General features: G+C 72.9%; 22 protein-coding genes. 10 read left to right on the forward strand and 12 right to left on the reverse strand.

Going from position 1 to position 24,108, the window contains the following annotated elements; all coding sequences use genetic code 11:
• Positions 1-12: 12 nt before the first annotated feature.
• Together ACIBCJ_RS34755 and ACIBCJ_RS34760 are read right to left on the reverse strand one after the other, a co-directional pair.
• Complete coding sequence (locus ACIBCJ_RS34755) at positions 13-1,047, reverse strand: NAD(P)-dependent oxidoreductase (RefSeq protein WP_365979713.1); 1,035 nt, start codon at positions 1,045-1,047, stop codon at positions 13-15.
• Positions 1,048-1,160: 113 nt separating this feature from the next.
• A complete protein-coding gene (locus tag ACIBCJ_RS34760; protein WP_365979714.1) occupies positions 1,161-1,883 on the reverse strand; it encodes a lysophospholipid acyltransferase family protein in 723 nt (240 codons plus the stop codon).
• A gap of 219 nt (positions 1,884-2,102) precedes the next feature.
• Between ACIBCJ_RS34760 and ACIBCJ_RS34765 the strand changes: the two genes are divergently transcribed.
• Together ACIBCJ_RS34765 and ACIBCJ_RS34770 are read left to right on the forward strand one after the other, a co-directional pair.
• The gene (locus ACIBCJ_RS34765) at positions 2,103-3,602 is read left to right on the forward strand and encodes a helix-turn-helix transcriptional regulator (protein ID WP_365979715.1); all 1,500 of its coding nucleotides are present in this window, start codon (positions 2,103-2,105) and stop codon (positions 3,600-3,602) included.
• A 254-nt stretch (positions 3,603-3,856) separates the two neighbouring features.
• Positions 3,857-7,057, forward strand: a complete 3,201-nt coding sequence (locus tag ACIBCJ_RS34770; protein ID WP_365979716.1) for a M20/M25/M40 family metallo-hydrolase — start codon at positions 3,857-3,859, stop codon at positions 7,055-7,057.
• A gap of 106 nt (positions 7,058-7,163) precedes the next feature.
• Here ACIBCJ_RS34770 and proP read toward each other — a convergent pair whose 3' ends face one another.
• A complete protein-coding gene (gene proP, locus ACIBCJ_RS34775; protein ID WP_362096545.1) occupies positions 7,164-8,678 on the reverse strand; it encodes a glycine betaine/L-proline transporter ProP in 1,515 nt (504 codons plus the stop codon).
• Positions 8,679-8,818: 140 nt separating this feature from the next.
• Between proP and ACIBCJ_RS34780 the strand changes: the two genes are divergently transcribed.
• Positions 8,819-9,277, forward strand: a complete 459-nt coding sequence (locus tag ACIBCJ_RS34780; RefSeq protein ID WP_365979717.1) for an RpiB/LacA/LacB family sugar-phosphate isomerase — start codon at positions 8,819-8,821, stop codon at positions 9,275-9,277.
• A gap of 17 nt (positions 9,278-9,294) precedes the next feature.
• On the opposite strand, the gene rocD is transcribed toward ACIBCJ_RS34780, so the two are convergent.
• From rocD to ACIBCJ_RS34795, 3 genes are all read right to left on the reverse strand, one after another.
• Positions 9,295-10,518, reverse strand: coding sequence for an ornithine--oxo-acid transaminase (rocD, locus tag ACIBCJ_RS34785; RefSeq protein WP_365979718.1), 1,224 nt, complete (start codon positions 10,516-10,518; stop codon positions 9,295-9,297).
• Positions 10,515-11,372 carry a dimethylargininase gene (gene ddaH, locus ACIBCJ_RS34790; RefSeq protein WP_362503350.1) on the reverse strand — a complete coding sequence of 286 codons (858 nt, stop codon included), beginning with the start codon at positions 11,370-11,372 and terminating at the stop codon, positions 10,515-10,517. Before ddaH ends, rocD begins: the two co-directional genes overlap by 4 nt.
• Before the next feature lie 125 nt (positions 11,373-11,497).
• Positions 11,498-12,001 carry an Lrp/AsnC family transcriptional regulator gene (locus ACIBCJ_RS34795; RefSeq protein WP_133886908.1) on the reverse strand — a complete coding sequence of 168 codons (504 nt, stop codon included), beginning with the start codon at positions 11,999-12,001 and terminating at the stop codon, positions 11,498-11,500.
• Positions 12,002-12,078: 77 nt separating this feature from the next.
• On the opposite strand from ACIBCJ_RS34795, the gene ACIBCJ_RS34800 reads away from it, so the two are divergent.
• From ACIBCJ_RS34800 to ACIBCJ_RS34820, 5 genes are read left to right on the forward strand one after another with little or no spacing between them, the layout of a single operon-like run.
• A complete protein-coding gene (locus tag ACIBCJ_RS34800; RefSeq protein WP_362096533.1) occupies positions 12,079-12,840 on the forward strand; it encodes a LytTR family DNA-binding domain-containing protein in 762 nt (253 codons plus the stop codon).
• A gap of 3 nt (positions 12,841-12,843) precedes the next feature.
• Positions 12,844-13,239 carry a hypothetical protein gene (locus ACIBCJ_RS34805; RefSeq protein WP_133886906.1) on the forward strand — a complete coding sequence of 132 codons (396 nt, stop codon included), beginning with the start codon at positions 12,844-12,846 and terminating at the stop codon, positions 13,237-13,239.
• Entirely contained in the window at positions 13,236-13,364 is a 129-nt protein-coding gene (locus ACIBCJ_RS34810; protein WP_365979719.1) for a hypothetical protein, read from the forward strand. Before ACIBCJ_RS34805 ends, ACIBCJ_RS34810 begins: the two co-directional genes overlap by 4 nt.
• Positions 13,361-15,214, forward strand: a complete 1,854-nt coding sequence (locus ACIBCJ_RS34815) for a cation acetate symporter (RefSeq protein ID WP_365979720.1) — start codon at positions 13,361-13,363, stop codon at positions 15,212-15,214. The genes ACIBCJ_RS34810 and ACIBCJ_RS34815 overlap by 4 nt, the downstream gene beginning before the upstream one ends.
• Positions 15,211-16,428, forward strand: coding sequence for a histidine kinase (locus tag ACIBCJ_RS34820; protein ID WP_362096523.1), 1,218 nt, complete (start codon positions 15,211-15,213; stop codon positions 16,426-16,428). The genes ACIBCJ_RS34815 and ACIBCJ_RS34820 overlap by 4 nt, the downstream gene beginning before the upstream one ends.
• A 22-nt stretch (positions 16,429-16,450) precedes the next feature.
• Here the strand turns inward: ACIBCJ_RS34820 and ACIBCJ_RS34825 are convergent, their stop codons facing one another.
• The 5 genes from ACIBCJ_RS34825 to ACIBCJ_RS34845 form a co-directional block, all read right to left on the reverse strand.
• On the reverse strand, positions 16,451-16,621 hold the full coding sequence (locus tag ACIBCJ_RS34825; RefSeq protein ID WP_166661743.1) for a hypothetical protein: 171 nt from the start codon (positions 16,619-16,621) through the stop codon (positions 16,451-16,453).
• A gap of 91 nt (positions 16,622-16,712) precedes the next feature.
• Positions 16,713-17,663: a cytochrome c oxidase assembly protein gene (locus ACIBCJ_RS34830; RefSeq protein ID WP_362096519.1), complete on the reverse strand. Its 951-nt coding sequence runs from the start codon at positions 17,661-17,663 to the stop codon at positions 16,713-16,715.
• Positions 17,664-17,857: 194 nt separating this feature from the next.
• The gene (locus ACIBCJ_RS34835; RefSeq protein WP_362503332.1) at positions 17,858-18,883 is read right to left on the reverse strand and encodes a 6-phosphofructokinase; all 1,026 of its coding nucleotides are present in this window, start codon (positions 18,881-18,883) and stop codon (positions 17,858-17,860) included.
• A 166-nt stretch (positions 18,884-19,049) separates the two neighbouring features.
• Positions 19,050-19,778, reverse strand: a complete 729-nt coding sequence (locus tag ACIBCJ_RS34840) for a glutamine amidotransferase (protein WP_362096514.1) — start codon at positions 19,776-19,778, stop codon at positions 19,050-19,052.
• Positions 19,779-19,801: 23 nt separating this feature from the next.
• Positions 19,802-21,040: a MurT ligase domain-containing protein gene (locus ACIBCJ_RS34845; protein WP_133886900.1), complete on the reverse strand. Its 1,239-nt coding sequence runs from the start codon at positions 21,038-21,040 to the stop codon at positions 19,802-19,804.
• Positions 21,041-21,219: 179 nt separating this feature from the next.
• Here ACIBCJ_RS34845 and def point away from each other — a divergent pair, with 179 nt between their 5' ends.
• Positions 21,220-21,759, forward strand: coding sequence for a peptide deformylase (gene def / locus ACIBCJ_RS34850; protein WP_362096509.1), 540 nt, complete (start codon positions 21,220-21,222; stop codon positions 21,757-21,759).
• 45 nt (positions 21,760-21,804) lie between these two features.
• On the opposite strand, the gene ACIBCJ_RS34855 is transcribed toward def, so the two are convergent.
• Positions 21,805-22,461 carry a TetR family transcriptional regulator gene (locus tag ACIBCJ_RS34855; RefSeq protein WP_362096507.1) on the reverse strand — a complete coding sequence of 219 codons (657 nt, stop codon included), beginning with the start codon at positions 22,459-22,461 and terminating at the stop codon, positions 21,805-21,807.
• A gap of 171 nt (positions 22,462-22,632) precedes the next feature.
• On the opposite strand from ACIBCJ_RS34855, the gene ACIBCJ_RS34860 reads away from it, so the two are divergent.
• Positions 22,633-23,859, forward strand: a complete 1,227-nt coding sequence (locus ACIBCJ_RS34860) for an acyl-CoA dehydrogenase family protein (protein ID WP_365979721.1) — start codon at positions 22,633-22,635, stop codon at positions 23,857-23,859.
• Positions 23,860-24,108 lie beyond the last annotated feature (249 nt).

The following is a 24,108-nucleotide window of genomic DNA, read 5'->3' on the forward strand; positions in this document are numbered from 1 at the left end:
CATGTCCGGTGCTCAGCCGGACCGGCCCGCCAGCCAGGCGTCCTCCGCCGCGTAGTCGAAGAGGTCGCCGTACGCCGTGAACATCTTCGGGTACGCCTCCCGCCAGTCCCGGCCGGCCAGCCGCTCCTCAAGGAAGGCCACCGTCTCCGGCAGGCTCTCGGCGTAGCGCACCACCGGGCGGTAGCCCAACTGCTCCCGCGCCGCGCTCATGTCGCACACCACCGGCGACGGTGTGCTCCACGGGGTCCCGCCCACACCGTCCACCGGCGGCGGCCCGTCCACCAGCACGTCCCGCACCTCGACGCCCATCACCGCGTCGATCGCCGCCGCGATCTCCGCCACCGTCGGAGCGTCCGGGTCCACCGCGTTCAGGACGCGCGTGCCCGGCCGGGCGGCGGCCAGCCGGATCAGCTCGGCGATGTTGCGCACGCTCGCCGGGTGGAAGCGGCTCGCCCCGCCGTACGCGAGCACGCGCCGGCGCCTGCCGTCGAGGTTGCGCTTGACGAAGTACAGCTCGCGAGGGCTCCGGCAGTGCGGCCCGTGGATCGCGCCCGCCCGCAGGAGGGTCACCGGCAACCGGTCCCCGGCCGCGAGGAGTTCGCGCTCCAGCGCCACCTTGCGGGTGCTGTACGAGGCGCCGCCCGGAGAGACGGTGCGCTGCGTCTCGGGGACCGGCACCGGATACTCGGGGAAGCCGTCGGGCTCCGCCTGGGTGTCGAAGCCGCGGCCCTTGTCGTCCTCGTAGACCGACACGCTGGAGATCACCACAGCCGAGCCCACCCGCCCGGCGAGCGAGACCAACTGCCGTGCGTGCGGCTCCCCGTAGGCCACCATGTCCACCAGGACGTCGCAGCCCTCGCCCACCGCGGCCGACAGTGCCGCGTCGTCCTCCCGGTCGGCCCGCGCCACCCGTACGTCCTCGGGCCAGCACGCGTCCCGCTCGCCGCCGCGCGAGACGGCCGTCACCTCCCAGCCGTCCCGGGCCAGCGCGTCGACCGCCGCCCGTCCGATCTGCCCCGTCGCCCCGACCACCACCGCATGTGTCATGCGACGACCGTAGGCGCACCGCGGCCCGCCCGGCCACGACCTCTGCCGACGGCAGAGGAGGCGACCGCGAGGGGCCACCGCGAGGGAGCCGCCGTGGCCACGGCTCGCGGCGCCTACCGGTGCGGCAGCCGGGGGAACCGTCGGCCCTGGGCCGCCTTCGCGGCCTCCTCCGCCTTCACGTCCGCCGCGTAGCGGTCGACGTACTCCTGCCCGGACAGCGTGAGGATCGCGTAGACGATCTCGTCGGTGACGGCGCGCAGCACGGCCTTCTCACCCTCCATGCCCGCGTAGCGGGAGAAGTCGAGGGGCTCGCCGAAGCGGATCACCACCGGGTGCAGCTTCGGGATCTTGCGGCCCGGCGGCTGCGCCTCGAAGGTGCCGATCATCGCGCAGGGCACGACCGGCACCCCGGCCCTGATGGCCATCACCGCGACACCGACCTTGCCCTTGTAGAGCCGGCCGTCGTGCGAGCGGGTGCCCTCCGGGTAGATGCCGAGCAACTCGCCCCGGCTCAGCACCCCGAGCCCCTCGCGGATCGCGGCCTTCCCCGCCTCCTTGCCGGAGCGGTCGACGGGGATCTGTCCCGCGCTGCGGAAGAAGAACGCGGTCAGCCTGCCCTTGAGGCCCGGCCCCGTGAAGTACTCGGCCTTGGCGAGGAAGGTGATGCGGCGCTTGAGCACGGCGGGCATGAGGAAGTGGTCCGAGAAGGAGAGGTGGTTGCCCGCGACGATGGCCGCACCCGACCCCGGCACATGGTTTAGGCCCTCGATGCGGGGGCGGAAGACGACCCTCAGCAGCGGACCCAGCAGTACGTACTTGAGCACGTAGTAGAACACGGTGTGTCTCCCAGTTCTCCGGGCTCCCGGCCGGCCGTCCGTGACCGGTGATCGATCGTAGCCCGGCCACGCCGGAACCGGACGGGACCGGTTCGGCCGCTCTTCGGTCAACTCGATTGACGCCGTGCACCCCGTCCTCTGTGCTGTCCGGTGGCGGAACGCGCGCGCCGCCCGGGCCGCGCGCGCGGACCGCTGCGGGGCGCGACCGCGGGAGGGCGGATGAGCGGTGGACCGGCGCGGACGGCGGGGACCTCGTGGGCGGAGTTCGGGCGGCAGTTGCGCTCCCTTCGCAGGGCGGCCGGGTTGACCCAGCTGCAACTCGGCCTGCGGGTCGGCTACCACCACTCGGCCGTGAGCAAACTGGAGGCGGGTCTGCGCGAGCCGCCCGCGGGCCTCGTGAGCCGGCTCGACGCGGTACTGGAGACCGGCGGCCGGCTGGCCGCGATCGTCGCCGCGCCGCACGAGGTGCCGAGGCGACCGGGCCGGTTTCCGGCGGATCCGGCACTGTTCGCGCCGCTGCCCGGCGCGGACGACCCCGGCGGCCGGGAGACTCCGGACCCCGCGATGTGGCCCGCGCGGCTGCCCGCCGAGGGCCTGGTGTGTCCGCTGCACGGCACCGCGGGATGCGCGGTGCCCGGTCCGGGGGAGTTGCCGGGACTGCTCGGCGAGCCCGGTCCGGCGGGCGGCCCGGGCCCGGGGTGGGCCACGGGCACGGGGCGGGGCATGGGCACGGGTCGGGGCGCGGGCACGGAATGGGGCGCGGTATCCGAACCGGGCGTGGGCCGTGTCCGGGCGACGGTGGCCGAGGCGGAGTTGCTGCACGGCCTCACCGCCGTCCTCGCCTGTCTCATCCGCGAGGCCTTCCGGTACGGGGGCCGCGTGACGGCCGTCGAGGGACTGCTGCGCGCCCTGGCCCGCTGGGCCGGTGAGGTCAACTCCGCCGGACGGCTGCCGTACGGGCAATTGCGGCTCGGCGCGCAGTACGCGCAGGTCGCCGGACGGTTGCGGATGGAACGCGGGCAGACCGGCGTGGCGATGGCCTGGTTCGGCCACGGACTGCGCTGGGCGGACGCCGTCCAGGACGCCCCGGCCCGCGCCACGCTGCTCAGCGACATGTGCACCCTGGTCCGGCTCGACGGGGACCCCTCGTCGATGCTCGGGTACGCGCAGGGCATCGGCGCCGTGGACGGGCGGCGCCGGTGGACGGCCACCCTGTCGGACCTCTACCAGGCGCGCGGCCACGCCCTGGCGGGCGACGCGGCGCAGTGCCGCCGTCACATCACCCTGGCCCGCCGGGGGTTCGCCCGCCTAGGCCCGCGGGACCTCCTGGAAGCGCCCTGGATGGCCGGGGCGGAGGGCGCGATGCGGGTCGACTCGGCGATCGGCGGCGCTCTGCGCGACCTCGCCGTGGCGACCGGGGACCGGGCCGCGGCCAGGCGCGCGGTCGACGCCACCGCACGCTCACGGGCGCAGGTGCCGCCCCAGATGCGGGGCGCGCGGCTGCTGCTCACCCTGCGGCTGGCGGACAGCTGGGCGTGTGCCGGCGACCCCGGCGCCGCCGTCGCCCTCGCCTCGGAGGTCCTGCCGGAGGCCGTGCGCTCGCGCGAGTCGATGGTCACCGCCGAACTGCGCGGACTGCACAGCCGGCTCACCGGGAAGTGGGCCGACCTGCCGGAGGTCCGGGAGTACCGCAGGCGACTGCTGGACGCGGGGGAGTGAGCGGCGCGGACCGCGGTTTCGCAGGGGCGGGCCGCTCGCGGGGCGCACCGCCGCTTGCCGGTTTTTGACAGGTCCGTACCACCCTCGCGGAGCCGTTGCCTCCGCCGCGGCGGGGTGTGAGGGTTCCGCCAGCCCGCGACATGACATGCAACGGACATCCGTAGGACGCGCTCCCGCACCCCGGGGAGCGCGACCGGCAGGTCACGGCCCGGGCCGGCCCGACAGGCGCCTCCCCACTCTCACAAGGAGCCACGATGCTCAGACAGACCGCGGTGGCCGGGACAGTCCTGGCCATGACGCTCGCAGGGGTGGTGGTACCGACCTCCCTCGCCTCGGCCTCGGAGCGGTCCGCGCCCTCCGCGGCGGAACCCGCCCCCGTCGAGAAGGCCGTCGCCGCGGCCGACCGGGCCGTCCGCAGCGGCCTCGACGCCCTCGCCGCCGGCGGCCCCGACGAGCAGTACGACCGTCACCAGGTCACCCCCTGGGGCGAGGACCTGTTCTCCGTCGCCTACGAACGCACCTACCACGGGCTGCCGGTGGTCGGCGGCGACGCCGTCGTCCTCGCCGACGGCAAGGGCCGGGTGCGCGCCGTCCAGTCGGCCACCGAGGCCGCCGTCGCGGTACCGGTCGAGGCCCGGATCAAGGCCGAGCAGGCGGTGCGGACCAGCCGCAAGCTGCTCGCCGATGTCGACGAGGCCGGCTCCGCACGGCTGGTGGTCCGCATCGAGGACGACGTGCAGACCCTGGCCTGGGAGACCGTGCTCGTCGGCTCCACCGAGGAGCACGTGCCCAGCAGACTGCACGTCTTCGTCGACGCCCGCACCGGCAAGGTCGTCGACAGCTACGACGAGGTGAAGGCCGGCACCGGACACAGCGAGTGGAACGGCCCGGACCCGCTGGCCATCGACACCTCGCGCTCCGGCAGCCAGTACGCCCTGCGCGACACCACCCGCCCCGGCCTCCAGTGCTCGGACTACAACGGCGGCCTGTTCACCGGCCCGGACGACGACTGGGGCACCGGCAGCGCCTCCAGTCGGGAGACCGGCTGCGTCGACGTCATGTACGCGGCGCAGAAGGAGTCCGACATGCTCCGCGACTGGCTCGGTCGTAACGGCCACAACGGCAACGGCGGCAGCTGGCCGGTCCTCGTCGGCCTCGACCAGCTCAACGCCTACTGGGACGGCTCACGGGTCACCATCGGCCACAACAGCGCCGGCAAGTGGATCGCCGGCATGGACGTGGTGGGCCACGAGTTCGGCCACGGCCTGGACAGCAACACCCCCGGCGGCGCCAACCACGAGAGCGGCCTGGGCGAGGCCACCGGCGACATCATGGGCGCGCTGACCGAGGCCTACGCGAACCAGCCGGCGCCCTACGACACCCCCGACTACACCGTCGGCGAGGAGATCGACCTCCAGGGCCGCGGCCCGATCCGCAACATGTACAACCCGCGGCTGGTCAACAACGACCCCTCCTGCTACTCCGCCTCCATCCCGAACACCGAGGAACACGCGGCCGCAGGCCCCATGAACCACTGGTTCTACCTCCTCGCCGAGGGCTCCAGCCCCGGCGGCGGCAAGCCCGCCAGCCCCACCTGCGACGGCAGCCAGGTGACCGGCGTCGGCATCCGGAACGCCGGAAAGATCTTCTACGGCGGGATGCTCCTCAAGACCAGCGGCATGACCTACAAGCGGTACCGCACCGCCACCCTCACCGCGGCCAAGAACCTGGACGCCTCCTGCGACCTGTTCGACGCCACCAAGGCGGCCTGGACCGCGGTCGCCGTCCCGGCACAGGGCGGCGACCCGACCTGCACCCGGCAGGAGACCGACTTCTCGCTGGTCCTGAGCCCCGCGAGCGGAAGCGTCGAGGCCGGCTCCGCGGCCGAGGCCAGGGTCGACACCGGCACCGTCGCCGGCGGCGCCCAGCAGGTGGCGCTGACGGCCACCGGCACGCCGCCCGGCGTCGGCGTCACCTTCAGCCCCTCGACGGTCACCTCCGGATCCAGCTCGACGATGCGCGTGACCACGACCTCCGGCACCGCCGCCGGGACCTACTCGATCACCGTCAAGGGCACGGCGGGCAGCAGGAGCCACACCGCGCAGTACACCCTCACCGTCGGCGGCGGCACCGGCCCGGGCACACCGCCCGATGTCGACGTCGCCCAAGTGCAGGCCCACCTCGCGCAGTTCAACTCGATCGCCGCTCAGAACGGCGGCAACCGCCGGTCCACGGGCACCGGGTACGACGCCTCCCTCGCGTATGTGAAGGGCAGGCTCCAGGCGGCCGGCTACACCGTCACCGAGCAGACCTGCACCTCCGGCTGCGCCGCGGGCGCCGGCGACAACCTCGTCGCCGAGTGGCCCAAGGGCGACGCGAACAGCGTCTACATGTTCGGCGCCCACCTCGACGGCGTCGCGGCCGGTCCCGGCATCAACGACAACGGCTCCGGTTCCGCCGCGCTCCTGGAGACCGCGCTCACCCTGGCGAAGCAGAACCCCACCATGAAGAACCGGGTCCGCTTCGCCTGGTGGACCGACGAGGAACAGGGCCTCAACGGCTCCGACTTCTACGCCCGGAACCTCACCTCGACCGAGCGCGCCAGGATCAAGGCGTACTACAACTTCGACATGGTCGCCTCCGTCAACGGCGGCTACTTCATCAACAACCTGACCTCGGCAGCCTCCGCCCCGATGCGGGAGTACTGGACCTCCCTCGGCCTGGCCCCGCAGGAGAACGTCGAGGGCCAGGGCCGTTCCGACGACTACTCCTTCCAGCAGGTCGGCATCCCCACCTCCGGCTACGCCACCGGCGCCTCCGCGACCAAGTCCGCCTCGGAGGCGGCCAAGTGGGGCGGCACCGCCGGCCGTTCCTACGACCCGTGCTACCACTCCGCCTGCGACACCACCGCCAACATCAGCGCCACCGCGCTGAACCGCAGCGCCGACGGCATCGCGTACACCATCTGGAAGACCGCCGTCGGTGACGCACCGAACCCGCGGGACGACTTCTCCCTCTCCGTGAACCCGTCCTCGGGCACGATCGATCCGGGCGGCTCCGCGGCGGTCACCGTGAACACCGCGACGACCGGCGGCGAAGCGCAGACCGTACGGCTGTCGGCGACCGGCGCCCCGACCGGCGTGAGCGTGGGCTTCAGCCCCGCCTCCGTCACCTCCGGTCAGTCCGCCACCGCCACCGTCCGGGTCGCCGCGGGCACGGCCGGCGGCACCTACACCCTGACCCTCACGGGCACGGGCACCGTCACGCACACCACCACGTACACCCTCACCGTGCCCGGCGACGGCGGCGGCGAGACCACCTGGCAGCTGGGAGCCACCTACGCGGCCGGTGACGTGGTGACCTACGCCGGCGTCCGTTACCGGTGCGTCCAGGGCCACACCGCCTACCCCGGCTGGGAGCCCCCGAACGTCCCGGCCCTGTGGCAGCGACTCTGACACCCGTACGCCGGCCCACACCCGGACACGCCTGACACGCCGACGGGGCGGTGGGGTTCGCGACCGAACCCCACCGCCCCGTCCCCGCGCGCTCGCGGCCGCGGTGTCAGAACCTCGGCGTCGGCGCCTGCGCCTCGACGATCTCCGCGGCCTCCTCCTCGGTCCCCACCGCCGGCGGGGAGCCCGCCAGCGGCTTCCGGGCCGTCTCCCGCATGCAGGCCACGGCCACCACGCCGACCAGCGCGGCCGCCATCGAGTAGTAGGCGGGCATCATGTCGGAGCCGGTCACGCTGATCAGGGCGGTGATCACCAGTGGTGTGGTGCCGCCGAAGATCGACGCCGACAGGTTGTAGCCGACCGACAGGGACCCGTAGCGGACGTTGGTCGGGAACATCGCCGGGAGCGCCGCCGACATCGTGCCCAGCAGGCAGACCAGCGACAGGCCGAGCATCAGCATGCCGCCCGAGACCGCGAGCAGACTGCCCTCCTGGACCAGGACGAAGGCCGGGGCGGACAGCACGAAGAAGCCGATCATGCCGGTCATCAGGACGGGCTTGCGGCCGAAGCGGTCGGAGAGCCGGCCCACCTGGTTGATGATCAGCATCAGCAGCACCATCGTCGCCACCAGGATCATCAGACCGTGGCTCTCGCTGTAGTCCAGCTCGTCCGACAGGTACGTCGGCATGTACGACAGCAGCATGTAGTCGGTGATGTTGTAGGCACCGACCAGCGCGATGCACAGCACCAGCGACCGCCAGTGCGTACGGAAGATCTTGGCGAGGTCGCCCCGCGCGGTGGTCTCCACCGCGTCCGCCGCCTCCGAGATGTGGACGTTGGAGTCCTCCAGCTTCAGGAAGGCAGGCGTGTCGTCCAGCTTCAGCCGCAGGTAGATACCCACGATGCCCAGCGGCGCCGCCACCAGGAACGGGATCCGCCAGCCCCAGGCGTCCATCGTGTCGCTGCCTAGCCCCGCCGTCAGCGCGGTGACGAGACCGGCGGCGCCGGTGTACCCGGCGAGCGTGCCCAGCTCCAGGAAGCTGCCGAAGAAGCCGCGCCGCTTGTCGGGCGCGTACTCGGCGATGAAGGTGGAGGCGCCGCCGTACTCGCCGCCGGTGGAGAAGCCCTGGAGCAGGCGGAACAGGATCAGCAGCAACGGGGACCAGAAGCCGATCGAGGCGTAGCTGGGGATGAGCCCGATGGCCGCGGTGCCGATCGCCATGAGGATCATGGTCAGCGCGAGCACCTTCTTGCGGCCGATCCTGTCGCCCATCGGTCCGAAGACCATGCCGCCGATCGGCCGCACCAGGAACGCCACGGCGAACGTGGCGAACGAGGAGAGCAGCTGCGCGGTGTCACTCCCCGAGGGGAAGAACACGCGGCCGATGGTGCCCGCCAGGTAGGCGTAGATGCCGAAGTCGAACCACTCCATGGCGTTGCCGAGAGAGGCGGCCTTCACGGCTCGCTTGACCGCGGCCTCGTCGGTGACGGTGATGTCCGACCGGCGCAGCCGGGGGTTCTTCCGACGCTTGATCGCCCGGAAGAGGGCGGGGTGGCGGCGCACCGCTGCGGCGTCGGTCTCTGGGCCGTTGTCGGTGGGGGACGTGGCAGCCTCCCTTTCCACACGCAGACACTCCGGACGGAGCCTGCTGGGTCGTACGTCTCTCGGCTCGTACCCGTTCCCCCGATCATGCTGGGTATGGTCGTGACTTCGGTCATGTGACTGGGCCGATGAGGTGAGCGGACGGTGAGTACGCTGCGCACATGCGTATCTGCGTCTCCTCCGACATGGACGAACCCGTCGCCCGGCTCCTCGTCGAGGAGCTGCGCGGTCGCGGACACGACGTGCGGACGTACGGCGCGCTGAGCCCGGGGGCGGACGCCCGGTGGGCGACGTGCTCCGAGCGGGCGGCGCGCGAGGTCGCCGAGGGGCGGGCCGACCAGGCCGTGGTGTGCTGCTGGACCGGCACCGGCGCGTCCATCGCCGCCAACAAGGTCCCGGGCGTCCGCGCGGCCCTGTGCACCGACGCGTACACCGCGGACGGGGCGCGCCGCTGGAACGACGCCAACGTGCTCGCGCTCGGCCTGCGGCTGACGTCCGGGCCGCTGCTGCGGGAGATCCTCGACGCCTGGTTCGCGGCCGGGCCCAGCGAGGACGCCGAGGACCGCGACAACGTCACCCACGTGGAGCGGCTCGACGAGGGACGCCGAGCCGCTCGGTGAACGCCCTGCGGGCGTGGTCAGGACGTCAGGACCTTCTCCAGCGTCCCGAGGGCGCCCGACAGCTCCCCGGCCGTGACGGTCAGCGGCGGGGCGAGGCGGATCGTGGAGCCGTGGGTGTCCTTGACGAGGATGCCCTCACGCATCAGCCGCTCACTGATCTCGCGTCCGGTGCCCAGGGCCGGGTCCACGTCCACGCCCGCCCACAGGCCGCGGGCCCGGAAGCCGACGACGCCCTTGCCGACCAGAGCGGCCAGGCCCTCGCGCAGCGCCGCGCCCAGCTCGGCCGCGCGGCGCTGGAACTCGCCGGTCTCCAGCAGCTCCACCACCGCCGTGCCCACCGCGGCGGCCAGCGGATTGCCGCCGAACGTCGAACCGTGCTCGCCGGGATGCAGCACGCCCAGCACCTCGCGGCGGCCGACCACCGCCGACACCGGGACGATGCCGCCGCCGAGCGCCTTGCCGAGCAGCACCACGTCCGGCACCACCGACTCGTGCTCGACGGCCAGGGTGTGCCCCGTGCGGCCCAGACCCGACTGGATCTCGTCCGCGACGAACAGGCAGCCCCTGCGCCGGGTCAGCTCCCGCACGCCCGCCAGGTAGCCGTCGTCCGGGATCAGCACCCCCGCCTCGCCCTGGATCGGCTCGATCAGCACGGCCGCCGTCGTCTCGTCGACCGCCGCCTCCATCGCCGCCAGGTCGTTGTACGGGACGATCCGGAAGCCGGGGGTGAAGGGCCCGAATCCGGAGCGGGCCGTCTCGTCGGTGGAGAAGCCGACGATCGTCGTCGTACGGCCGTGGAAGTTGTCCGCGGCGACCACGATCGTCGCCCGGTCGGCCGGGACGCCCTTGACGTCGTAGGCCCACTTGCGGGCGACCTTGATGCCGCTCTCCACCGCTTCCGCGCCGGTGTTCATCGGCAGCACCATGTCCGTGCCGGTCAGTGCGGCCAGCCGCTCGGCGAAGCCCGCCAGCCGGTCGTGGTGGAAGGCGCGCGAGGTGAGCGTCAGCCGGTCCAGCTGGCGGTGCGCGGCCTCGATCAGCGCCGGGTGGCGGTGCCCGAAGTTGAGCGCCGAGTAGCCGGCCAGCATGTCCAGGTAGCGGCGGCCCTCCACGTCCTCCACCCAGGCGCCCTCGGCGCGGGCCACCACGACGGGCAGCGGGTGGTAGTTGTGCGCGAGGACGGGCTCCTCGGCGCGGATCAGCTCCGCGGAACCGCGGGTGGCGCGGGCGGGTGCGGTCATGAGCGGGTCTCCCGGATCTCCTGGGTGCAGCACTTGATGCCGCCACCGGCCTTGTGGAACTCGGACAGGTCGACGGGGACCGGCACGTAGCCGAGACCCGAGAGCCGCTCGGCCAGCCCCCCGGCCTCCGGAGCGATGAACACGTGCCGTCCGTCGGACACGGAGTTGAGCCCGAACGCCAGCGCGTCCTCGCGGGTGGCGAGCACCGCGTCCGGGTAGAGCCGCTCCAGCACCTCGCGACTGCCGGGGGAGAAGGCGCCCGGGTAGTAGGCGATGTTCCCGCCGCCCGCCCCGGCTGCGCCGTCCCCCTCCGTGCCGTCGTCCAGCACGAACAGGGCCGTGTCCAGGTGGTAGAAGTACGGGTCCACCAGGGTCAGCGAGATCACCGGCACGCCGAAGAACTCCTGCACCTCGCGGTGCGCGTCCCGGGTCGTGCGGAACCCGGTGCCGGCCAGGATGAAACGCCCGGCCGGGACCAGGTCGCCCTCGCCCTCGCAGACCGACTCGGGATGGTGGACCTCGAAGCCCTCCGTCTTGAACCACGCCTCGAAGGGCACCGACTCGGGGCGCCGCTCCGGCGCGTGGAAGCGGGAACCGAAGACCCGGCCCCCGACCACGACCGCGCAGTTCGCGGCGAAGACCATGTCGGGCAGGCCGGGGACCGGGGCGACGACGTCCACGGTGTGTCCGTGGGCACGGTAGGTGTCGACCAGCGCCTGCCACTGGTCGAGTGCGCGGATGACGTCGACGGGCCGGCCGGTGCTCATCCACGGGTTGATCGCGTACTGCACGGCGAAGTGTCGGGGTTCGCAGACGACGAAGCGTCGCCGGCGCGGCACACGGGACTCGGTCACAGAGGGGTACCTCCGCTTTTCACGGTGCGTGACGGGGTGTTGACTCCACGGTAGGAAGCGGCGCCCGAGCCCGACAAGCGACAAAGGCTGCGTGTTCCCGCAGGATCGCTGCGTCGTTCCCCCGGTCAGCGCACTTCTGCTGCGCCGTCCGGAGCAAGCAGGGCCGCTCCCGCCTCCGGACTGTCCGGGATCAGGTGGGACAGCACCATCACACTGATCGTCTTCCGGATGAACGGCTCCGCCCGAATGCGCTCCAGGACCTCCTCGAAGTGCTCCACGTCCCGCGCCCGCACGTGCAGCAGCGCGTCCGCGCCACCGGTCACCGTCATCGCCGCCGTGATCTCCGGGTAGCCCCGCACGACCTCCGCGAGCCGCCGGGGCGGCGCCGCACCCTCGCAGTACACCTCCACGTACGCCTCCGTGCGCCACCCCAGCGCGGAGGGCCGCACCGTCGCCGTGAACCCGGTGATCACGTCCGTCTCGCGGAGCCGGTCCACCCGGCGCTTGACCGCCGTCGAGGAGAGACCGATCTCCGCGCCGATCTCGGCGAAGGACGTCCTGGCGTTCTCCATCAGCGCGGTGACGATCTTCCGGTCGAGTTCGTCGAAGGAAGCGGGCCTGCTGTTCATGCGGGCACTGTATCCAGCGGATACGGCCACGTCGCAGGCGTGTGCAGGCGCACGGATCGCCCCTACACTCCACGTTCATGCTGCGCGCCCTGGCTGTCGACGACGAACGCCCCACGCTCGAGGAACTCGTGTACCTGCTGAACGCCGACCCCCGCATCGGCACCGCGGAGGGAGCGGGCGACGCGACCGAGGCGCTGCGCCGCATCAACCGGGCCCTGGAGTCGGGCCCGGACGGACCGGACGCCATCGACGTGGTCTTCCTCGACATCCAGATGCCCGGCCTCGACGGACTGGACCTCGCCCGGCTGCTCACCGGGTTCGCCCGGCCGCCGCTGGTCGTGTTCGTCACCGCGCACGAGGACTTCGCCGTCCAGGCCTTCGACCTCAAGGCCGTCGACTACGTGCTCAAACCGGTGCGCAGGGAGCGGCTGGCGGAAGCCGTGCGCCGGGCCGTCGAACGGCGCGGCACCGCCGCCGTGCCCGCCCCGCGCATACCCGTGCACGAACCCGACCCCGACCACGTCACCGTGGAACTGGGCGGCGTCACCCGCTTCGTCCCCGTCGACGACATCACCCACGTCGAGGCCCAGGGCGACTACGCCCGCCTGCACACCGACCGGGGCAGCCACCTCGTCCGCATCCCCCTGTCCACCCTGGAGGAGCGCTGGCGCGCCCGCGGCTTCGTCCGCATCCACCGCCGCCATCTCGTCGCCCTGCGCCACATCGGCGAGCTGCGCCTGGACGCCGGCACCGTCAGCGTCCTGGTCGGCACGGAGGAACTCCAGGTCAGCCGGCGCCACGCCCGCGAGCTGCGGGACCTGCTCATGCGGAGGCCGTGAGCCGTGCCCCAGGACCCCGCCGAGCGCCGCGTCACCGTCACCGGCCCGCCCCGGCGCACCGCCCCGCCCGCCCGGCTCCGCTCGCGCGGGCGGCACCCCCAGGCCTCCGGCCACTACCGCCCGCGCACCGAGATCGACGAACAGACCACCCTCGGCCACACCTACGTCCGCTCCCTGATGCGCAGCCAGCTGCGCGCCGGGCTCACCGCCCTCGCGGTCCTCGGCCTCCTCGTCGGCCCGCTCCCGCTGCTGTTCGCGGCGCTGCCCGACGCCCGCCACCTGGAGTGGGCCGTCCTCGGGTTCGGCCTGTACGCCCCGCTGGTCCTCCTCGCCCGCTGGTACGTGCGCCGCGCCGAGCGCAACGAACGCGACTTCGTACGGCTCGTCGAGGACCGATGACCCCACCGGACGCGCACGAGGCCGGGGCCGTGCACGAGAGGGACGAGGACGAGGCCGTGCAGAAGAAGGACGAGGCCGGGGCCGTGCACGCGAGGGACGAGGACGAGGCCGGGAAGGCGCCGTGAACTCCAGCTACGCCATACCCGCCGTCGCCCTGGTCGTCGTCGCCACCGTCCTCGTCGGCGCCTTCGGCCTGCGCATCTCCCGCACCACCTCCGACTTCTACGTCGCCTCCCGCACCGTGGGCCCCCGCCTCAACGCCGCCGCCATCAGCGGCGAGTACCTCTCCGCCGCGTCCTTCCTCGGCATCGCAGGGCTGGTCCTGGTCCAGGGCCCCGACATGCTCTGGTACCCGGTCGGCTACACGGCCGGCTATCTCGTCCTGCTGCTCTTCGTCGCCGCACCGCTGCGCCGCTCGGGCGCCTACACGCTGCCCGACTTCGCCGAGGCCCGGCTCGCCTCCCCGGGGGTCCGGCGGCTCGCGGGGGCCTTCGTCGTCGGGGTCGGCTGGCTGTACCTGCTGCCCCAGCTCCAGGGCGCCGGGCTGACCCTGACGGTGCTCAGCGGTGCGCCCGACCGGCTGGGCGGGGTGATCGTCGCCGTCGTCGTGACCGCCATCGTCGCGGCCGGCGGCATGCGCAGCATCACCTTCGTCCAGGCCTTCCAGTTCTGGCTCAAACTCACGGCCCTCCTCGTCCCCGCCCTCTTCCTGGTGCTGGCCTGGCAGGGCGACGGCGCCCCCGGGCGCCCCTTCGAGGAACCCGCCACCTTCCGCGAGCAGCGCTCGGTCCGGGTCGACGACGCCCTCACCCTCAAGCTCGACGAGCCGCTGACGGTCACCGTCGACGGCACCGTGGACGGCCGCGCCCGCGACGGCGCCCGCGTCGCGCTGCCCGCCGGCACCCACCGCATCGAGGCCGGCACCCGTCTCACCTTCGCCGCGGACACCCCCGTCCCCGCCGCCGGGCGCGGCGCCGACGACGCCCTGTCGCCCTCCCGGGCCGAAAGCCGCACGGAACGCCCGCTGTACGCCACCTACGGCCTGATCCTGGCCACCTTCCTGGGCACCATGGGCCTGCCGCACGTCGTGGTCCGCTTCTACACCAGCCCGCACGGTGTCGCCGCCCGCCGTACCACCGTCGCCGTACTGGGCCTGATCGGCGCCTTCTACCTGCTGCCGCCCCTCTACGGCGCCCTCGGCCGCCTGTACGCCCCCGAGCTGACCCTCACCGGCGACGCCGACGCCGCCGTCCTGCTGCTGCCCGACCGGGTGATCGGGGGAGTGGGCGGCGACCTGCTCGGCGCGCTGGTCGCGGGCGGCGCCTTCGCGGCGTTCCTGTCCACCGCGTCGGGTCTCACCATGGCCGTCGCGGGCGTGCTCACCCAGGACGTGCTGCCGTCCCGCGCGGTGCCGCACTTCCGGCTCGGCACCCTGCTCGCCATGGCCGTGCCACTGGCGGCGAGCGCACTGGTCGGCGGGCTGCCGGTCGCCGACGCCGTAGGACTCGCCTTCGCCGTGTCCGCCTCCTCCTTCTGCCCGCTGCTCGTCCTCGGCATCTGGTGGCGGCGGCTCACCCCGCCCGGCGCCGCGGCCGGGATGCTGGTGGGCGGCGGCTCCGCCCTGCTCGCCGTCGCGGCCACCATGGGCGGCTTCCCCGGCGGCGGAGGCGCGCGGCACGCCCTGCTCGCCTGGCCCGCCCTGTGGTCGGTGCCGCTGGGCTTCCTCACCATGGTGCTGGTCTCCCTGGCCACCCCGGGCCGGGTACCGCCCGGGACGGCGGCGATCCTGGCCCGCTTCCACCTGCCGGAAGAACTGCGTGCGGAAGAACTGCGTGCGGAGGAGCTGCGTACGGAGGAACCACGCTCGGAGGAGCCGCGCACGGGCGACGGGACTACCGATGCCGGGCGTACGGACGGCAGGCGTACGGACGACGTGCGGGTGACGGGCGGCCCGCGCAAGGAGACGACGCGATGAGCGGCTCCGCCGGCGGCTTCCTGGCGGGCCTCGCCGTCGCCCTGCTTCCCCTGCTGGCCGCCGGCTTCTGGCTGGGGCGGCGCACGGCCCGCCCGCAGCACCTCGGCGGCCTGGGCACCCCCGTGGAGCACGCCACCTTCCAGACCCTGCACACCGCCTCGCTGGCCGCGCCGCCGCTGCGGGCGGGCCTGACCGAGGAGACCGCCGGCAAGTCGGCCCGCAAGCTGCGCTCGCTGCTGGGCACGGACGCGCTGTGCCTGACCGACCTCGAAGAGGTGCTGGTGTGGGACGGCCTCGGCACCCACCATCGCGCCGAGATCATGGAACGGCTCTCCGGTCCGCTGGAGAGCGGCCGCGGCGAGGCCTTCCGGCTCACCTGCGACACCCCGGACTGCACGGTGCGCTGGGCCGTCGTCGCCCCGCTCACCGTCGACGACCGGGTGCACGGCGCCCTCGTCGCCTGCGCGCCCCGCGAGTCCGCCGTCCTGGTCCGCGCGGCCGGGGAAGTGGCCCGCTGGGTCTCCGTCCAGCTGGAGCTGGCCGACCTGGACCGGTCCCGCACCCGCCTCATCGAGGCCGAGATCAAGGCGCTGCGCGCGCAGATCTCCCCGCACTTCATCTTCAACTCGCTCGCGGTGATCGCGTCCTTCGTGCGCACCGACCCCGAGCGCGCCCGCGAGCTGCTCCTGGAGTTCGCCGACTTCACCCGCTACTCGTTCCGCAGGCACGGCGACTTCACCACGCTCGCCGACGAGCTGCACGCCATCGACCACTACCTGGCGCTGGTGCGGGCCCGCTTCGGCGACCGCCTCGCCGTCACCCTCCAGATCGCCCCCGAGGTACTGCCGGTCGCCCTGCCCTTCCTCTGCCTCCAGCCCCTCGTGGAGAACGCCGTCAAGCACGGCCTGGAGGGCAAGGCCGACCGCTGCCGCATCCAGATCACCGCCCAGGACGCGGGCGCCGAGGCGCTGGTCGTCATCGAGGACGACGGCGCCGGCATGGACCCGGACCTGCTGCGCCGCATCCTGGCGCGCGAGGTCAGCCCGTCGGGCGGCATCGGACTGTCCAACGTCGACGACCGCCTCCGCCAGGTCTACGGAGACGACCACGGCCTCGTCATCGAGACGGCCGTCGGCGCGGGCATGAAGATCACGGTCCGGCTGCCGAAGTACCAGCCGGGCGTGCACTCGGCGGCCCGGATCGGCCGCGAGTGAGCCGGGGCGCCCCGCGAGGGGCTCAGGCGCTGCGCGTGGCCACCAGCCCCACGGTGATCAGGCCGAGCACGACCCAGCCGAACCACAGCCAGCCGTTGCTTCCGAGCGCCACCGTGTAGGCCGTCACCGCGACGAGCCCGCCGATGGTGAGCGCTCCCATCGTCTTCGTCGAACTGTCCGTGGAACCGGGCATCGCAACACCCTCCTCGTGGTCCGCTCCTCCTATGGTGCCCCGGTTCCGGCTCCGAAGGGGTGCGGACGACGAGATGCGTGCCGTCGCGGGGTCAGCTGCCCCGGGTGTTCAGCGAGGCCAGGTAGGCGTTGTACGCCGCGAGCTCCTTGTCGCCGTCGCGGTCGGCGGCCCGGTCGCTGCGCCGGGCCCGGCGCTCCTCCGAGGCGTACCACTGGAACAGCAGCGCGAGCAGCACCAGCACCGACGGGACCTCACTGAAGGCCCAGGCGATGCCGCCGGCCGCGTTCTGGTCGGAGAGCGCGTCGATACCGAGCGAGGCGGGCGGGTTCTCGAACGTGCCGACCATCGGAGAGGAGGCCATCATCAGGGCGATGCCGAAGAACGCGTGGAACGGCATGCCCGCGAACAGCTCCAGCATCCGCATCAGGTAGCCCGGCCGGTGCGGACCCGGGTCCACGCCCATGATCGGCCAGAAGAACACCACTCCGACGGCGAGGAAGTGCACCATCATCCCGATGTGCCCGGCCTGGGAGCCCATCAGGGTGTCGAAGAGCGGGGTGAAGTACAGCGCGTACAGGCTCGCGATGAACAGCGGGATCGTGAACGCCGGATGGGTGATGATCCGCATGTACCGGCTGTGCAGCAGCATCAGCAGCAGCTCACGGGGTCCCTTGCGGCCACGGCCCGCCGGGGGCAGCGCGCGCAGGGCCAGCGTGATCGGGGCGCCCAGCAGCAGCAGGATCGGCGACACCATGCTGATCACCATGTGCTGGACCATGTGCACGCTGAACATGACCATGCCGTAGTCGTTCAGCTTGGTGCACATCATCAGGGCGACGCTCAGCACCCCGGCGACGAAGGCCACGGTCCGCCCGACCGGCCACTTGTCACCGCGCCGCACCAGGCGGGCGACGCCCCAGCCGTAGAGCGCCAGCCCCACGAGGCAGGCGATCAGGAAGAAGGGGTCCGCCGACCAGGCGAGCCCTCGCCCCAGCGTGAACGGCGGCAGATCCATCGTCATGCCGTGCCCGCTGTGATCCATCCGCCGGCTCCTGTTTCGTGGGGGTTGAGCGCGGTTGCACGCCGCTTGTCCGAAGCAAGCGTAGAACCGCCCCCGGTGACATCTGCGACCGGGGGCGGCGAAACGCGCCCCTGGGGGCGCGGGGAACTGCGCGACAAGCCACAAGCGGCCCGCAGACCGCGAATCACCTCAAGGCCCGAGCTCCGACCGGCAGGTCAGAGAACACACTCCGCTTCCGCGTACCGCGCGTCCGGCACCGTCTTCAACGACTCCACCGCCTCGGCCAGCGGCACCATCTCGATGTCCGTGCCGCGCAGCGCCGTCATCTTCCCGAACTCCCCGCGGTGCACCGCCTCCACCGCGTGCCACCCGAACCGCGTCGCCAGCACCCGGTCGTACGCCGTCGGGGTACCGCCGCGCTGGACGTGTCCGAGGATCACCGGCCGGGCCTCCTTGCCGAGCCGTTCCTCCAGCTCGATGGAGAGCTGGCGGGCGATCCCGGCGAAGCGCTCGTGGCCGTAGACGTCCTTGCCGCCCTCGTCGAAGTCCATGGTGCCGGCCCTCGGCTTGGCGCCCTCCGCGGCCACCACGATCGCGAACCGCTTGCCCGCGGAGAACCGCTCGCCGACCTTCGCCGTCAGTTCGTCGATGTCGAAGGGCCGCTCCGGGACGACGACGGCGTGCGCGCCCGCCGCCATGCCCGAGTGCAGCGCGATCCATCCGGTGTGGCGGCCCATGACCTCGACGATCAGCACCCGCTGGTGGGACTCGGCGGTGGTCTTCAGCCGGTCCAGGGCCTCGGTGGCGACGGTCACGGCGGTGTCGAAGCCGAACGTGACGTCGGTGACCGCTATGTCGTTGTCGATGGTCTTCGGCACGCCGACGATCGGCAGCCCGTTGTCGGACAGCAGCCGGGCCGCCTTCAGCGTGCCCTCGCCGCCGATCGGGATGATCGCGTCGAGGCCGAGTTCCTCGACGTGGCCGCGGGCCCGCTCGACGCCGTCCCGCAGGTGCTCGGGGCGGACCCGGGACGAGCCGAGGATGGTGCCGCCGCGGGCCAGGATGCCGCCGACCGCGTCGAGGTCGAGCTTGAGGTAGTCGCACTCCAGGAGGCCCTTCCAGCCGTCCCGGAAACCGATGACCTCGTCGCCGTGGTCGACGACGGCACGGTGCACGACGGACCGGATGACGGCGTTCAGGCCGGGGCAGTCGCCGCCGGACGTGAGGACACCAATGCGCATAGCCCGAAATACCTTCTCAACGTGGCACGGGTCCGGACCGCCCTGTCCGGCTCGATCCCCGCCACCCTAGCGGCAACGGGGGGCGGGACCGAACCGTGCGTCCGCCTACTGGACGAGCCCGCTCACCTGTGCGGACGCACCATCAGAAGGGCCGCGGCGGACAGCGTCACGCAGGCTGCTGCGCGGCCGCGATGCGCTCGTTGCGGAGCGCCTCGTACCAGCGGTCGTCCGTCGGCGGCAGCGCGTTCACGTCCAGGGCCAGCTTGAGCAGGAGGTCCGCGATCTGCGGGTTCCGCGCCAGCACCGGGCCGTGCATGTACGTACCGAACACCGTGTCGTTGTACGCGCCCTCGGTGCCGTCCCCCGTGCCGTTGCCGTTGCCGAAGCGGACCTGGGCGAGCGGGCGGGCGGTGGGGCCGAGGTGGGTGACGCCCTGGTGGTTCTCGAAGCCGGTCAGCGGCGGCAGGCCGAGCCGCGGGTCGATGTCGCCGAGGACGTCGCCGACGCACCGCGCGCCCTCGCCCCGGGTCGAGACCACGTCGAGCAGGCCGAGGCCGGGCTCGCGCTGTCCGAGGTCGTTGATGAACTCATGGCCCAGGATCTGGTAGCCGGCACAGACGGAGAAGACGATGGCGCCGTTCTCCACCGCCCGGTGCAGCCCGCCGTCACGGCGCAGCCGCTCGGCCGCGAGCCGCTGCGGGCGGTCCTCGCCGCCGCCGACGAGGTAGATGTCGCCGGAGGTCGGGATCGGCTGGTCGCTGCGCACGTCGAGCCGCGCCACGTCGAGGCCGCGCTGGCGGGCCCGGCGCTCCACGACCAGGGCGTTGCCCTGGTCGCCGTAGGTGCTGAGCAGGTCCGGGTAGATCCAGACGATCCGCAGTTGGTTGTCGCTCACGAGAGTCCCCTGAAGTTGCGCGGTCAGTTGCCGACGCGGCGGCGCAGGTCCTGGAAGGCGGTGTAGTTCGCGATGACCTCGATGCGTCCCGGCGGGCACAGCTGCACCGCCTGGTCGAGGTCCTCGCAGACCTGGAACTGCTGGTTCGCGACCTCCAGGCGCACCGCGAGGTCCAGCTTCCGGTCGCCGACCACGCAGATCGGATGGCCGGACAGCCGGGTGTAATCCACGTCCCACAGCCAGGAGGTGTCCGTGCCGTCGGCGCCGCGCGCGTTCACCGAGAGGATCACCGGGGCCGGCGGCGGGTCGATCAGGGAGAAGGTCTCCAGCCAGCCCGCCGGGTTCTTGGCGAGCAGCAGACGCAGGTCACGGCCCTGGAACTGGACCACGTCGTAACGGCCGGCGACCGCCTGCACCTGGTACATGCGCTCCAGGGCGACCTGCGGCGGCACCCCGAAGACGGCGGCGACCGCGGCCGACGAGGCGGCGTTGGCCTTGTTGGCGCGGCCCGGCAGCTGGAGGTGGATCGGCCAGGCGGAGCCGTGCGGGTCCAGGACGTGGTCGCCGGACAGCGCCCAGCTCGGCGTCGGGCGGCGGAAGCCGCACTCGCCGCAGAACCAGTCGTCGCCGGGGCGCTGCATCACACCGCCGCAGGACGGGCAGGACCAGGCGTCGTCCTTCCACATCTGCCCGGCGGCGACCCAGATCACGTTGGGGGAGGAGGAGGCGGCCCACACCACCAGCGGGTCGTCGGCGTTGGCGACGATCACGGCCTTCGAACCGGCCAGGCCCTCGCGCCAGTTCTCCGCGAGCATGCGGGTCTCGGCGGCGCGGTCCAGCTGGTCGCGGGAGAGGTTGAGCAGCGCGATGCACTTCGGGTCGGTGGCCTGGGCGACGCCGACGAGGTACTTCTCGTCGACCTCGATGACCCCGTAGCGGGAGTCCGCGCCGCCCGCGAGGGCCGAGGTGATGCCGGCCGGCATGTTGGCGCCGAGCGCGTTGGAGACGACCGGTCCGGCCGCCTTGAGCGCCTCGGCGATGAGCCGGGTGGTGGTGGTCTTGCCGTTGGTCGCCGAGACCAGGGTCACGTCCAGGTGCTGGGCGAGCCGGTGGAGGAGGTCGGGGTCGAGTTTCAGCGCGACCCGGCCGCCGATCACCGAACCGCTGCCGCGCCCCGCGGCGCGCGAAGCCGCCGCGACCGCCTTGCCCGCGGTCACGGCGATCTTGGCCCGCGGCGTGAGCGGGTCCGAGTTGCCTGCCATCAGTTCTCGATCCTCCTTGCCGTACGCGCCGCGCCTGAAGCCTGTGAAGCCTGACGGCCACGTGGTGTGGACCTCAGCCTATCGAGATCCATTCGCACTCCCGAATCGCGGCACCGGCCACCGGGTTCCGGCGGTGGGCGCGTGCCGCCGGGGGACACTGGGACCTTACTCTGACCGCCATGCGACAAGGCCCCATCCCGGGCGCCCACGGGCGCGTCCGTCCCCTCAGTCTCCTCGGCGACCCCGTCCTGCACGCTCCCTGCGCGGAGGTGACGGACTTCGGCCCGGAACTCGCGGCGCTCGTGGAGGACTTGTTCGCGACCATGTACGCCGCCCACGGCGTCGGCCTGGCCGCGAACCAGATCGGCCGGGCGCTGCGCGTCTTCGTGTACGACTGCCCGGACGACGAGGAGGAGCGGCACCTCGGGCACGTCGTGAACCCGCGGCTGGTGGAGACCGGCGGGGTGGTGGTGCGCGGCCCCGAGGGCTGTCTGTCCCTGCCGGGTCTCGAGGCGGGGACCGAGCGGCACGACGAGGCGGTCGTGACGGGCTTCACGGTGCGGGGCGAGCCGGTCACCGTGCGCGGCACGGGGTTCTTCGCGCGGTGCCTCCAGCACGAGTGCGATCACCTGGAGGGGCGGGTCTACGCCGACCGCCTGACCGGCCGGCGTCACCGGAAGCTGATGCGCCAGGTGGAGCGGGCGGCCTGGCGCCGCTGAACGGGCCCGGCCGACCAGGCTCCCCGCAGCGGCTGGTCGGGGCGGTCAGAAGCCGGGGCCGCCCGCCTTGTCGCCGGCCGCGGCGAGGCGGCCCCACAGCAGGTCGGCCAGGCTGCGGACCAGCTCCTCCCGGGGGCAGGGCCGCTCGCCCAGCCACCAGTCCCCGGCGGCGTGCATCATGCCGACGATCCCGTGCCCCCAGACCCGGGCCAGCTGCTGGGTGCCCGGCCCGACGTCGAGGCGCTCCTCGATGACCTGGGCCAGTTCCTCGCCCATGCGGCGCAGCAGCGGCGCCGAGTGCCTGCCGACGTCGAAGCCCTGTTCCGACTGGTCGCCCGGAGCGCCGGCGCCCTCCGCCGGATGCATCAGGAAGCGGTACACCTGCGGGCGGGCCTCGATGGCCGCCAGATAGGTGTCCAGGGTGGACTCGACGCGCTGCCGCCGCTCCGCCGGGGCGTCCAGGGCGGCCCGCAACGAGGCGAGCAGGGCGTCCGTGTGCCGGACGGCGAGGGCGGCGTAGAGTCCGCCCTTGTCGCCGAAGTGGCGGTACAGGATGGGCTTGGTGATGCCCGCCTCGGCGGCGATGGCGTTCATCGAGGCGTGCGGACCGTCGCGCAGCACCACCCGGTCGGCGGCCTCGAGGAGCTCGCGCCGTCTGCGGTCGGCGGACGTCTGCTGTTCGGTCCGCTGTGTGGTGTCCATGTACTTCTCCCCACCCGTGCTGTTTCGGTGACGCCTGCGCAAAGTAACACTCACGGGGCGCGGCACATCGAACGGGAGGGCGAGGTGGTCCGGGGAGTTGACTTTTCCTACCCGTCGGTAACACACTCGGGGTTACCGCAAGTAACATGCACGGGCGTCACTGGAGGGGACATGGCCGAGTTCACCATGGAGCTGAGCGACGAACAGAAGGAGGTCCGGGACTGGCTGCACGGCTTCGCGGCCGACGTCATCCGTCCCGCGGCCGCCGAATGGGACGAGCGCGAGGACACTCCCTGGCCGGTCATCCAGGAGGCCGCCAAGGTCGGCATCTACTCCCTCGACTTCTACGCCCAGCAGTACTTCGACTCCACCGGCCTCGGCATCCCCATGGCCATGGAGGAGCTGTTCTGGGGCGACGCGGGCATCGCCCTGTCGATCGTCGGTACCGGCCTGGCCGCCGTGGGCGTGCTCGCCAACGGCACCGAGGAGCAGATCGGCACCTGGATCCCGCAGATGTACGGCGACGCCAACGACGTGAAGGTCGCCGCCTTCTGCTCCTCCGAGCCCGACGCCGGCTCCGACGTGGCCTCCATGCGCACCCGTGCCGTCTACGACGAGGCCAAGGACGAGTGGGTGCTCAACGGCACCAAGACCTGGGCGACCAACGGCGGCATCGCCAACGTCCACGTCGTCGTCGCGGTCGTCGACCCGGACCTGGGCTCCAAGGGCCACGCCTCCTTCATCGTGCCGCCGAACACGCCGGGGCTGTCCCAGGGCCAGAAGTTCAAGAAGCACGGCATCCGCGCCTCGCACACCGCCGAGGTCGTCCTCGACGGCGTGCGGGTGCCCGGTTCCTGCCTGCTCGGCGGCAAGGAGAAGCTGGACGCCCGCCTCGCCCGGGCCCGGGAGAAGGCCAAGAAGGGCGGCGAGCGCGTGAAGAACGCGGCGATGGCCACCTTCGAGGCGTCCCGCCCCGCCGTCGGCGCGATGGCGGTGGGCACCGCACGGGCCGCGTACGAGGTGGCGCTGGAGTACGCCCAGACCCGCGAGCAGTTCGGGCGGCCGATCATCGACAACCAGGGCGTCGCCTTCCAGCTCGCGGACATGCGGACGTCCATCGACGCGGCGCGGCTGCTGGTGTGGCGGGCGTCCTGGATGGCGATCAACGGCAAGCCGTTCACGGCGGCCGAGGGGTCGATGTCCAAGCTGTTCGCGAGCGAGACCGCGAAGAAGGTGACCGCCCAGGCGATCCAGATCCTGGGCGGCAACGGCTACACCAGGGAGTACCCGGTGGAGCGGATGCACCGCGACTCCGCGATCTACACGATCTTCGAGGGCACGAGTGAGATCCAGCGGCTGGTGATCGCGCGGACGCTGGCCGGGATGCCGATCCGCTGAGCGCCGGGTCCGGTCCGTGACGCGGCGCCCGCCCGACACGGCGGGGGGGGGGGGGGGGGGGGGGGGGGGGGGGGGGGGGCGGGGGGGGGGGGGCCGGGGGCGGCGGGGGGGGGGCCGGGGCGGGGGGGGGGGGGGGGGGGGGGGGGGGGGGGGGGGGGGCGGACTCCGGGGCGGTGGCCGCCCGCGCGGTGGTCTCCGCGGTCGCGGGGGCGCATACGGCCGTCGCGTGGAGGGTGTTTCGCCCCCGCC

It is taken from the genome of Streptomyces sp. NPDC051136, assembly GCF_044455745.1.
GTDB lineage: Bacteria > Actinomycetota > Actinomycetes > Streptomycetales > Streptomycetaceae > Streptomyces.